The organism is Enterobacter sp. N18-03635, from assembly GCF_004006055.1.
Classification (GTDB): domain Bacteria; phylum Pseudomonadota; class Gammaproteobacteria; order Enterobacterales; family Enterobacteriaceae; genus Enterobacter; species Enterobacter vonholyi.
Map to the genome: position 1 here is coordinate 3,321,079 of NZ_CP034769.1, position 11,944 is coordinate 3,333,022.

Annotated in this window: 11 protein-coding genes; 4 read left to right on the forward strand and 7 right to left on the reverse strand. The window is 57.8% G+C overall.

The genetic code is table 11. The annotated features are described in order from the left end of the window. Positions 1-96 precede the first annotated feature (96 nt). The 4 genes from ELK40_RS16510 to ELK40_RS16525 all read right to left on the reverse strand — a co-directional run bounded on the left by ELK40_RS16510 (position 97) and on the right by ELK40_RS16525 (position 2,589). Positions 97-996, reverse strand: a complete 900-nt coding sequence (locus tag ELK40_RS16510; protein ID WP_111965199.1) for a Dyp-type peroxidase — start codon at positions 994-996, stop codon at positions 97-99. Positions 997-1,088: 92 nt separating this feature from the next. Next, positions 1,089-1,664: an RpoE-regulated lipoprotein gene (locus tag ELK40_RS16515; protein WP_127731890.1), complete on the reverse strand. Its 576-nt coding sequence runs from the start codon at positions 1,662-1,664 to the stop codon at positions 1,089-1,091. 63 nt (positions 1,665-1,727) lie between these two features. After that, entirely contained in the window at positions 1,728-2,177 is a 450-nt protein-coding gene (locus ELK40_RS16520) for a DUF2919 domain-containing protein (RefSeq protein ID WP_127731892.1), read from the reverse strand. Then, entirely contained in the window at positions 2,164-2,589 is a 426-nt protein-coding gene (locus ELK40_RS16525) for a GNAT family acetyltransferase (protein ID WP_014884750.1), read from the reverse strand. Before ELK40_RS16525 ends, ELK40_RS16520 begins: the two co-directional genes overlap by 14 nt. A gap of 212 nt (positions 2,590-2,801) precedes the next feature. Between ELK40_RS16525 and amiA the strand changes: the two genes are divergently transcribed. Both amiA and hemF read left to right on the forward strand, forming a co-directional pair. Further along, a complete protein-coding gene (gene amiA / locus ELK40_RS16535) occupies positions 2,802-3,677 on the forward strand; it encodes an N-acetylmuramoyl-L-alanine amidase AmiA (RefSeq protein WP_023308739.1) in 876 nt (291 codons plus the stop codon). After that, the gene (hemF, locus tag ELK40_RS16540) at positions 3,677-4,576 is read left to right on the forward strand and encodes an oxygen-dependent coproporphyrinogen oxidase (protein WP_127731894.1); all 900 of its coding nucleotides are present in this window, start codon (positions 3,677-3,679) and stop codon (positions 4,574-4,576) included. The genes amiA and hemF overlap by 1 nt, the downstream gene beginning before the upstream one ends. A gap of 45 nt (positions 4,577-4,621) precedes the next feature. On the opposite strand, the gene maeB is transcribed toward hemF, so the two are convergent. Continuing rightward, positions 4,622-6,901 carry an NADP-dependent oxaloacetate-decarboxylating malate dehydrogenase gene (gene maeB, locus ELK40_RS16545; protein WP_115875960.1) on the reverse strand — a complete coding sequence of 760 codons (2,280 nt, stop codon included), beginning with the start codon at positions 6,899-6,901 and terminating at the stop codon, positions 4,622-4,624. Positions 6,902-7,190: 289 nt separating this feature from the next. On the opposite strand from maeB, the gene tal reads away from it, so the two are divergent. Both tal and tkt read left to right on the forward strand, forming a co-directional pair. Next, positions 7,191-8,141: a transaldolase gene (tal, locus tag ELK40_RS16550; protein ID WP_115875961.1), complete on the forward strand. Its 951-nt coding sequence runs from the start codon at positions 7,191-7,193 to the stop codon at positions 8,139-8,141. Positions 8,142-8,160: 19 nt separating this feature from the next. After that, positions 8,161-10,149, forward strand: coding sequence for a transketolase (gene tkt / locus ELK40_RS16555; RefSeq protein WP_127731896.1), 1,989 nt, complete (start codon positions 8,161-8,163; stop codon positions 10,147-10,149). A gap of 42 nt (positions 10,150-10,191) precedes the next feature. Here tkt and ELK40_RS16560 read toward each other — a convergent pair whose 3' ends face one another. Next, positions 10,192-11,235 (reverse strand): DUF1176 domain-containing protein, encoded by a 1,044-nt coding sequence (locus ELK40_RS16560; protein ID WP_111965192.1) that lies wholly within the window; start codon positions 11,233-11,235, stop codon positions 10,192-10,194. Positions 11,236-11,336: 101 nt separating this feature from the next. After that, positions 11,337-11,930 carry a GDP-mannose pyrophosphatase NudK gene (gene nudK / locus ELK40_RS16565; protein WP_127731898.1) on the reverse strand — a complete coding sequence of 198 codons (594 nt, stop codon included), beginning with the start codon at positions 11,928-11,930 and terminating at the stop codon, positions 11,337-11,339. Between the last annotated feature and the right edge of the window lie 14 nt (positions 11,931-11,944).

The window sequence follows — 11,944 nt, forward strand, 5'->3', positions numbered from 1 at the left end:
TATACCGTTTGGTGATTTACAAGCAGAAAAGGGAATAAGGGTGAGGCCTGATGCCCTCACCCCGGCCCTCTCCCGCAGGGAGAGGGAGAAATGCCATTACAGCGCTAGCAAACGCTCAACGGACGGCGCAAAGTAGTAGCCGCCGGTCACCGGTTTGGTGAAGCGCAGCATGGCGTCGCGCTTGCCGTCGGTATCGCCGAACATGCTCAGCAGCTGCTGCTCGATGTTATACAGGCGCGCGCAGTAGGCGCAGAAGTAAAGGCCGTGCGTTCCGCTTGCCGTACCGTACGGCAGGCTCTGGCGGACAATCTTCAGCCCTTTGCCGTCTTCTTTGAGGTCAACGCGGGTCAGGTGCGAGGTAACGGGACGGTCGTCGCCGTCGATCTCTTCGTTAGCCTCTTTCGTACGGCCAATCATCATCTCCTGGTCGTGCACGCTCATGCGGTTAAGCTGCTTGAGGTTGTGCTCCCAGCGCTGCACGAACACGTAGCTGCCGCCCGCGTCCACGCCGTCTTTAATCACCGCCACCTCACGACGCGTCTCTTCGCCCGCCGGGTTTTCGGTACCGTCGACGAAGCCGCTCAGATCGCGCTCTTCGACCCAGCGGAAGCCGTGAACCTCTTCCTGCACATCAATGCTGTCGCCAAAAGCCGCTACCGCCGCCTGGGCAACGGAAAAGTTCACATCGTGACGCAGGGAGAGAATGTGGATCAGCACGTCGTATTGGGTTGCCGGAGCCAGACCTTTGCCGTATGGGATGAAGTCTTTCAGCTCTTCCGCCCCTTCGCCACCGCTCAGCTGACGCCAGACGTTATTGCCAAAGGCGACAACGGCGCCGAGGTGTGCTTCCGGGAATTTGGCCTGGAAGGTCGCCAGTTTATCAATAAACGCTTTGCTGGCCGCACGCAGGGCATCCACGTCCCCTTTAACATTGGCTTCAATCCAAATCGCCGCGCGGCAATGTTCTGGCAAAATGCCACTCTGAACCTGAGACATCGCTCCTCCTGAAATAAAGATGCCACGTCAGCGTGGCATTGATGGCGGGTATTATACCCGGATTTCAGCGAGGCGGTTTGCTCAGGCGCAAATTACTGCTTCCAGAGTATTTTGCTCACTTTCCAGCTCTTAAGCGTGTCGTCAGACGGCATCAGTCCTTCCGGGCCGCTCCAGGTGCCGGTGAAGACATAGCTGATGTGCTGGCTGCCTTCAGCCTTACATTCCACCGCAACCTTGTCGTCAGACGGCACGCTGGCGCAGTTGCCAAAGGCCTGCTTATAAAGATCGCTAAACGGGGTCCCCACCTTCACACCGCTCGCCGTCGGAATATCGTCATCCATCACCGCAATTCGGTTGACCGTGCCTTTGTCACCGTTGATCACCAGCGCCAGCTTGTCGCCCTTCAGCGCCTCGTAGTAGCGAACAATATTGCCATTCTCCGTTTTCATGCCGCTGCGCAGGCGGTAATCACTGCTGAGCGCATCCTGGATAGCATTCTGATCCAGCGCCGTCGCGGCGGTAATTTTCCCCACGCCCTGCTCGGTTACTTCCGTTGATGAGCCAAACCAGTTCCACGGATACGCAGCGGACCAGTTAATGGAGGAGAGCGTCGAACAGCCGGTCAATGCCAGCGGGAGAGCGCATAAGAGTAAACGCAGCGATTTCATTGAAACGTCCTTACTTGTTAAATCAACGCTTGTTGGAGTGCGACATCGGCAAAAAGTGCCGGATTAATCATCCTGAGGCGCAAAACAGGCACAAAGACGCGGGTTGGTCATCAGCCACAGCAGCGCCACAATATCGGCAACCACCAGCGCAACGCCGGTGCCCGTCAGCGGTTCACCGTACCACCAGAGAACCGGCTGCCATAAGAGCAGCGCAGTCTGGGCAAGGATTAGCAGCCAGCGAAGCGTGCGCCAAAAACGAGGGATCAGGTGCCGTCGTCCGCTACACAAAAAAGCCACCACCGCCGGTACGCCCGGCAGTAAGCCGAGCCAGAAAGCATCGTGATCGGGATAAAAAAGATTCAGCAGCGTATCGCCCTGCCCGCGCGACGCGGCGGCCATCACAAACAGCACCCAGGTACGGGCCTGGAGCAGCAGAACGCACCAGAATAAAAAGGGCAGCCTGACGCGGCCCTGCGCGTCATAGTCTGCCGGATGAATCTCAGTACTCTTCATCTTCGATCAGACGCTTTCCCAGATTCAGCACGTCAGAATGCTCGTAGCCCAGACGCTCATACATGCCCAGCACCACATCGTTATCTTCCCGCACCATAATCTGGATTTTCGGGCAGCCGCGGGCGATCAGCTTCTTCTCGAGCCGGTTAAGCAGCGCATTGGCAATGCCGCGACCACGGTATTCCGGATGGACGCCCAGATAATAGGCCGAGCCGCGGTGGCCGTCGTAACCGCCCATTACCGTCCCCACAACCTCACCGTTGACTTCCGCGACCAGGAACAGACTGACGTCGTGATTTACCTTACGTTCGATATCCATTTCCGGATCGTTCCACGGACGCAGCAGATCGCAGCGCTCCCAAAGGGTAATCACCTCTTCGAAATCTTCCTGGCGAAAAACGCGTATCTCCATGGTATTAACCGCCTTTTCGGGTTTAAAAACTGTGATTATGGCGCGAAGCTCGCCTTTAGCCAATAACCGGGGAAAATCTCGCCAAAATTTGGCATAATGTCACTTTGTCACGTATTGAAATGAAAAGTAAAACAATTCTCAACATGGACTGTCGTAACGGGAAACACGATACGATATAACACCAGGACCCCATTTTTTAGTATTCAGGCCGCATGAGCACATTCAAACCATTAAAAGCACTCACATCGCGTCGTCAGGTTCTCAAAGCGGGGCTGGCGGCCTTAACGTTAACGGGTATCGCAAAGCAGGCTCAGGCGAAAGACGAGAGCACGCTTAAAACCAGTAACGGACACAGCAAACCGAAAACGAAAAAGCCGGGCGCGAAGCGTCTGGTGATGCTCGACCCGGGCCACGGCGGTATTGATACCGGCGCCATCGGCAAAAACGGGTCAAAAGAAAAGCACGTCGTGCTGGCGATTGCAAAAAATGTGCGGGCGATTTTACGCAGTAACGGCATTGACGCCCGTCTGACGCGCTCTGGTGATACCTTTATTCCGCTGTATGACCGCGTAGAGATCGCCCACCAGCACGGTGCGGATCTGTTTATGTCGATTCACGCGGACGGCTTTACCAACCCTTCTGCGGCAGGTGCCTCGGTGTTTGCGCTTTCCAACCGCGGCGCCAGTAGCGCCATGGCGAAATACCTCTCCGATCGCGAAAACCGGGCGGATGAAGTCGCCGGGAAAAAAGCCACCGACAAAGACCACCTGCTACAGCAGGTGCTGTTCGACCTCGTGCAGACGGATACGATCAAAAACAGCCTGACGCTTGGCTCGCACATCCTGAAGAAGATTAAGCCGGTGCATCGCCTGCACAGCAAAGGCACCGAGCAGGCGGCGTTCGTGGTCCTGAAATCACCGTCCATCCCGTCCGTGCTGGTGGAAACCTCCTTCATCACCAACCCGGAAGAGGAGCGACTCCTTGGCACCACGGCATTTCGTCAGAAGATCGCCAACGCTATCGCCTCCGGCATTATCAGTTATTTCAACTGGTTCGATAACCAAAAAGCGCACTCCAGGAAACGTTGATGAAACCCGATGCACAACTGGTCAAAACTTTCCTGCTGAAGCTGCAGGATGAGATTTGCCAGAAACTGGCCGCCGCAGACGGCGGAGAATTTCAGGAAGATACCTGGCAGCGCGAGGCCGGCGGCGGCGGGCGCAGTCGCGTGCTGCGTAACGGCGGCATCTTCGAACAGGCTGGCGTGAATTTTTCCCACGTTCACGGCGACGCCATGCCCGCATCTGCGACGGCACATCGTCCCGAACTCGCGGGCCGCAGCTTCGAAGCGATGGGCGTCTCGCTGGTGGTGCACCCGCACAACCCGTTCGTGCCAACCAGCCACGCCAACGTGCGCTTTTTCATTGCGGAAAAGCCGGGGGCCGATCCGGTCTGGTGGTTTGGCGGCGGTTTCGACATGACGCCCTACTACGGCTTCGAAGAGGATGCCGTGCACTGGCACACCACCGCGCGGGATCTTTGCCTGCCGTTTGGCGAAGACATTTACCCGAAATATAAAAAGTGGTGCGACGACTACTTTTACCTGAAGCATCGCGACGAGCAGCGCGGCATCGGCGGACTGTTCTTTGACGATCTCAACACGCCTGATTTTGATACCGCGTTCAGCTTTATGCGTGCGGTGGGTGAAGGCTATACCGACGCGTACCTGCCTATCGTCGAACGCCGTAAAGACACCAACTACGGCGTGCGCGAGCGCGAGTTCCAGCTCTACCGCCGCGGGCGCTACGTGGAGTTCAACCTGGTGTGGGATCGCGGGACGCTGTTCGGCCTGCAGACCGGCGGGCGCACGGAGTCAATTCTGATGTCGATGCCGCCGCTGGTGCGCTGGGAGTACTGCTACGAGCCAAAAGAAGGCAGCCCGGAGGCTGCCTTAAAAGAATTTATTCAGGTTCGGGATTGGGTGTAACCCTAACCCTCTCCCTTTGGGAGAGGGTTAGGGTGAGGGTAAAAATTACAGCGGCTGCGTCTGCGCCTCAACCACCGCCAGCGCCACCATATTCACGATACGGCGCACGGAGGCAATCGGCGTTAACACGTGCACCGGTTTTGCCACGCCCATCAGCACCGGTCCTACGGTCACCCCTTCAGAGCTGGAGACGCGCAGCAGGTTATAGCTGATACGCGCCGCTTCCACGTTCGGCATAATCAGGATGTTTGCCGATCCTTTCAGCGGGCTGTCCGGCATACGTTCGTTACGGATGCTCTCCACCAGCGCGGCATCGCCGTGCATTTCCCCGTCAATCATCAGCTCCGGCGCACGCTCGCGCACCAGCGCCAGCGTCTCACGCATTTTGCACGCCGCCGCTGATTTGGACGAACCGAAGTTAGAGTGCGACAGCAGTGCCACCTTTGGCTCGATACCGAAGCGGCGCACGGTCTCGGCGGCCATCACGGTGATCTCCGCCAGCTCGTCCGGGCTCGGATCGTCGTTAACGTAGGTGTCAGCGATAAAGGTGTTCCCGCTCGGCAACAGCAGGGCGTTCATCGCCCCGGCGGTATGGACGCCGTCGCGATAGCCGAAGATCTCCTGCACCACGCTAAAGTGCTCGTGATAATCCCCGATGGTACCGCAGATCAGCGCATCCGCCTCGCCGCGATGGACCATGATCGCGCCGATCACCGTCGTGTTGCTGATGACGGCTTTCTGCGCCTGCTCCTGGGTGATCCCCCGGCGCTTCATGATCGCGTAGTATTCGCTCCAGTACTCTTTGAAGCGCGGATCGGATTCGTTGTTTACGATCTCGAAGTCGACGCCCGGCTTAATCTGCAGGCCCAGCTTCTGGATACGCATTTCAATCACGCTCGGACGACCAATCAGGATCGGTTTCGCCAGGCCTAAGGTGATCAGCTCCTGGGTGGCGTGCAGCACGCGCGCCTCTTCCCCTTCCGCCAGCACCACGCGCTTCGCGTCGGCGCGCGCCTGAGAGAAGATCGGCTTCATGAACAGGTTGGTTTTATAGACAAACTCGGTGAGTTTATCGACGTACGCGTCGAAGTCGTGAATCGGACGCGTCGCCACGCCGGAATCCATTGCCGCTTTGGCAACGGCTGGCGCAATTTTAACAATCAGACGCGGGTCGAACGGTTTTGGAATGATGTAGTCAGGGCCAAAGCTAAGATCCTGATCGCCATAGGCTGAGGCAACCACTTCGCTCTGCTCGGCGTGGGCCAGCTCCGCGATGGCGTGAACGGCTGCAAGCTTCATCTCTTCGTTGATCGCCGTCGCGCCGACGTCCAGCGCGCCGCGGAAGATGAACGGGAAGCAGAGCACGTTGTTGACCTGGTTCGGGTAGTCCGAACGGCCGGTACAGATGATGGCGTCTTCACGCACCGCTTTCGCCAGCGGCGGCAGAATTTCCGGTTCCGGGTTGGCCAGGGCCAGGATCATTGGCGCACGCGCCATCTTCTTCACCATCTCCTGGGTCAGCACCTTCGGACCCGAGCAGCCGAGGAAGATATCCGCGCCGTCAATGACGTCCTCAAGCGTGCGCTTGCCGTCGTCTTCTACCGCATACGCCGCTTTGGTTTCCGCCATGTTCGGCTCGCGGTCTTTATAAATAACGCCCTTGGAGTCACAGACCACAATGTTGTGTTTCTGCATACCCAGCGCCACCAGCAGGTTCATACAGGCGATGGCCGCGGCGCCGGCGCCGGAGACCACCATGCGCACGTCGGAGAGGTTTTTCTCAACCACGCGCAGGCCGTTCAGAATCGCAGCGGTGCTGATAATGGCCGTACCGTGCTGGTCATCATGGAACACGGGAATATTCATACGCTCGCGCAGCTTCTGCTCGATATAGAAACATTCCGGCGCTTTGATGTCTTCCAGGTTGATCCCGCCGAAGGTAGGCTCCAGCGCGGCCACTACGTTGATGAACTTGTCAGGATCGAGTTCATCCACCTCGATATCGAACACGTCGATACCGGCGAATTTCTTGAACAGCACCCCCTTGCCTTCCATCACCGGCTTACCGGCCAGCGCGCCGATGTTGCCCAGCCCCAGCACCGCCGTGCCGTTAGAGATCACGGCGACAAGGTTGCCGCGCGCGGTGTATTTGTAGGCCGCCAGCGGGTCTTTTTCGATTTCCAGACACGGGGCAGCTACGCCCGGGGAATAGGCCAGTGCCAGATCGCGCTGAGTTGCCAGCGGCTTGGTTGGGGAGACCTGGATTTTGCCCGGGACAGGGAACTCGTGAAAATCGAGGGCACTCTGTTTCAACTGCTCATCCATCTTATTTTTCCTTTCACGTATCGGTCAAAAGGGTGACGTAAGCGATCCTGATGCACACCCTGGTGTGCCGCCTAGTATCGCCTCAGGCCGCCTCCTAAACTTTGAAGGCAGCCAAACTCTCACCATCACACATTAAAAATTGTTATCAATTTATAACAGCCATGTTACCCGTCTCAAAAGCAATGCCTCCCCCGTCTGCTATGCTTTTTTGTTAAGTCCATCATGATTTTTCCAGAAGTGTGAACTAACGCACTCATCTAACTCTTTTATTTCCAAGGAGTAATCATTTATGAACCAGCTAGACGGCATCAAACAATTCACCACGGTGGTGGCAGACAGCGGCGATATCGAGTCGATTCGCCACTATCAGCCGGAGGATGCGACCACCAACCCTTCGCTACTGCTCAAGGCTGCCGGGCTTACCCATTTTAGTCATCTGATTGATGACGCCATTGCCTACGGTAAAAAGCGCGGGAAGACGCAGGAGCAGCAGGTCGCCGAAGCCAGCGACAAGCTGGCGGTTAATTTTGGTGCGGAAATTCTTAAAAGCATCCCGGGCCGCGTCTCGACCGAAGTCGACGCCCGCCTCTCTTTCGATAAAGAAAAGAGCATTAACAAGGCGCGTCGCCTCGTGGAACTGTACGAGGAACAGGGGATCGATAAATCACGCATTCTGATCAAGCTCGCCTCCACCTGGGAAGGCATCCGCGCGGCAGAGGTACTGGAAAAAGAGGGCATCCACTGCAACCTGACGCTGCTGTTCTCCTTTGCCCAGGCGCGCGCCTGTGCCGAAGCGGGCGTGTTCCTGGTGTCACCGTTTGTCGGGCGCATCTACGACTGGTACCAGGCGAAACAGCCGATGGATCCGTACGTGGTGGATGAGGATCCGGGCGTGAAATCGGTCCGTAATATCTACGACTACTACAAGCAGCACCGCTACGAAACCATCGTGATGGGTGCCAGCTTCCGCCGTACCGAGCAGATCCTCGCCCTGGCAGGCTGCGACCGCCTGACAATTTCACCCAACCTGCTCCAGGAGCTACAGGACAAAGAAGAAACGGTGATCCGCAAGCTGGTGCCGACCTCCACCGTTCTGCCAAAACCGAAAGCCATGACCGAAGCGGAGTTCCGCTGGGAGCACAACCAGGACGCCATGGCCGTGGAAAAACTGGCGGACGGTATCCGCCAGTTCGCCGTCGACCAGCGCAAACTAGAAGATCTTCTCGCCGCCAAACTTTAACCTTGCCACGGAGTGAACTATGTCCCGTAAAGAGCTAGCCAATGCCATCCGCGCCCTCAGCATGGATGCCGTGCAGAAAGCCAATTCCGGCCACCCCGGCGCGCCGATGGGCATGGCTGATATAGCCGAAGTACTGTGGAACGACTTTCTGAAGCACAACCCCAATGACCCCACCTGGTACGATCGCGACCGCTTTATTCTCTCCAACGGTCACGCCTCAATGCTGCTCTACAGCCTGCTGCACCTTTCCGGCTACGATCTGCCGCTTGAGGAGCTGAAAAACTTCCGCCAGCTGCACTCCAAAACCCCGGGGCACCCGGAGATCGGCTATACGCCAGGCGTGGAGACCACCACCGGGCCGCTCGGCCAGGGGCTGGCAAATGCGGTCGGGCTGGCGATTGCCGAACGCACGCTGGCGGCACAGTTCAACCAGCCGGACCACGAGATTGTCGATCACTACACCTACGTGTTTATGGGTGACGGCTGTCTGATGGAGGGGATCTCCCATGAGGTATGCTCCCTGGCGGGCACCCTGGGGCTCGGCAAGCTGATCGGGTTCTACGATCACAACGGCATCTCCATCGACGGGGAAACCGAAGGCTGGTTTACCGACGACACGGCAAAACGCTTCGAAGCCTACCACTGGCACGTGGTGCATGAGATCGACGGTCACGACCCAGAGGCGGTGAAAAAAGCGATTCAGGAAGCGCAAAGCGTGAAGGACAAACCGTCCCTGATTATCTGCCGCACCACGATCGGCTTCGGCTCGCCGAACAAGGCGGGTAAAGAAGAGGCGCACGGCGCGGCGCTGGGCGAGGAGGAAGTGGCGCTGACCCGGCAGAAGCTGGGCTGGAAACATCCGCCGTTTGAGATCCCGAAAGAGATCTACCGGGCATGGGATGCCCGCGAAGAGGGTGAGAAAGCGCAGCACGCATGGAACGATAAATTTGCCGCCTACAAAAAAGCGCATCCTGAACTGGCGGCCGAGTTTTCCCGCCGCATGAGCGGCGGCCTGCCGGAAGACTGGGACGATAAAACCCAGGCGCTGATTGAAAAACTGCAGTCCAACCCGGCGAAAATCGCCACCCGTAAGGCGTCGCAAAATACCCTGAATGCAATCGGCCCTCTTCTGCCCGAACTGCTCGGCGGATCGGCGGATCTGGCGCCGAGTAACCTGACTATCTGGTCGGGTTCGAAATCGCTGAAAGAGGACATCGCCGGGAATTACATCCATTACGGCGTGCGCGAGTTCGGGATGACCGCGATTGCCAACGGCATCGCCCATCACGGCGGCTTCGTGCCCTACACCGCCACCTTCCTGATGTTCGTCGAGTACGCCCGTAACGCGGCGCGCATGGCAGCGCTGATGAAGGCGCGGCAGATTATGGTCTATACCCACGACTCCATCGGTCTGGGAGAAGACGGCCCCACCCACCAGGCGGTTGAACAGCTGGCGAGCCTGCGCCTGACGCCGAACTTCAGCACGTGGCGTCCCTGCGATCAGGTCGAAGCTGCGGTGGGCTGGAAGCTGGCGGTAGAACGCCACAACGGCCCAACGGCATTAATTCTGTCGCGCCAGAACCTGGCGCAGATTGAGCGTACCCCGGAGCAGGTGAAAAACATCGCCCGCGGCGGCTACATCCTAAAAGACAGCGGCGGCAAGCCGGACGTGATCCTGATTGCCACCGGCTCCGAGGTGGAAATCACGGTGAAAGCGGCGGAGAAACTGACCGCCGAAGGCCACGCGGTGCGCGTGGTGTCCCTGCCTTCTACGGATATTTTCGATGCCCAGGACGAGGCGTACCGCGAATCGGTACTGCCCTCAAACGTCGCAGCGCGCGTGGCGGTGGAAGCCGGTATTGCCGACTACTGGTACAAATATGTGGGTCTGAAAGGGGCGATTGTCGGAATGAGGGGCTACGGTGAGTCCGCCCCTGCCGACAAGCTGTTCCCGTACTTCGGCTTTACCGTTGAGAACGTGGTTGAGAAGGCGTTAAGCGTGCTGTAGCGCGGTCTGCGTGCCCGGTGGCGCTACGCTTACCGGGCAAAACTAGCGCGTGATCCACAGCGTGGGCCAGGCATCTGGCCCGTTCCAGTTATCACAGCTGGGCTCCTCGGCGTAGCGCACCAGGCGGAATCGCTGTCCGTCAAAACGCCAGCGCGTCTGGACTCCGCAATCGCCCAAACCGCGCCCCAGCGCCAGCGTTGTCAGCTCGCGCGTCTTTTCATCGAAGCTGGCATTCATCAACTCCATTTCGCTTCCGTCGCCTGACGGCGTAAACGGCAGACGCAGCCTGACGCTGCGTGCGGTGAACGGTTTTTTACGTGATACCAGCCACGCCAGATCGACCGTGTTATAGGCCCCCGCCTCGCAGCTGACGATCAGCAGCGCTTTCTCATCGGTTAACGCGGTGACGCGCACTTCACGGCGGTTAGGATCCAGCGAGCACTGGCTGCTGTTCATCCTGCCGGTGCCATAGTCCAGCAGGTCGTTCAGTTCGGCGTGGGAGAGTGGCGTCGGGGTCGGATTGACGACCGCCACCTTTTTTAAGGCGGGTGCAGGCGGAACGCTTAACGGCGGATCGTCACCTTTCTTGATCCACGCGGTTTCGCTGCCGACGCGCTTTTGCTGCGCATCAATGAACAGCAGTGCGGCCTTAAGCCCTGTCAGTGAAATGACCTGCTTACCGCCGCGCAGAGTCAGGGCCTTCCCTTCCTGGATATTTTTCAGAAAGGCGGTGATGGTGGCCGCATCGTCCGTTTTCAGATGCCATGGCGTGAGCTGCCAGCGCTGTTTGTCCAGCTTCAGAGGAACGCTATCCAGCAGCAGCCGGGGGGCAATCTCTGGCTCTTTGATCGAGGGTGTATCAAGACCGCCAAGATCGATACGCAGAGTGGCATCCGTTTTCGCCCCGGCGCTACGGGTGAGCGTCATGACCAGACCACGGTGTTCACCCGTGTTGCGTGCAAGGCAAAAATTCTGGTTATTGCAGGTTACCTGCCAGTCAGAAAAGGCTTGCTGCGCAGGTGCAGCCCGCACCTGCGGCGCGAGAAGCACACAAAACAGGTAAAACAAAAAGACGCTGTAGCGCATGAATGACACAATCCCGGAACGAAAACGCTTAACTGGGCAGTATCTTCGTGTTCCCGGCGGGGTTGCTCAATCGGATTTATCAGATATACCCGAAAAATGCACTACATCCGCTCGAAAGCAGCGTTCATCAACCCGGTCGTCTGTAAATACTGCAATAATATCACTGCCTTACCATCCCTGATTTCGCCTGAACGCATCATCTCCAGCGCCCGGATAAAAGGAAGCTCCAGCACTTCAATATCTTCATCCTCTACGCCACCGCCCCGGTGCGTGCGCTGGGCGTCGCTGTATTCGGCAATGAAGAAATGCACAATTTCCGTTACGCCGCCCGGAGACATAAACAGCTCGAAGACCTTTTTGACCTCACCCACTTCGAAGCCGGTTTCTTCCACGGCCTCTTTGCGGATACAAACTTCCGGCTCATCGTCATCGAGCAGGCCCGCGCAGGTTTCAATCAAACGTCCATCAGGGTTGCCATTAACCCATGTCGCCACCCTGAACTGACGGATTAGCACCACGCTCTGCTTGTCACGGTTATAGAGCAGAATGGTCGCTCCGTTGCCGCGGTCGTAGACCTCGCGTTTGTGGCGGATAACCTCACCGTTGCTACGTGTAAGATCATAGGTGATGTTACGCAGGACAAAGTAGTTTTCAGAAAGAATTTTGTCTTTTATAACGTCAATTTTCAGGGTCATACGGGCTCCACAGC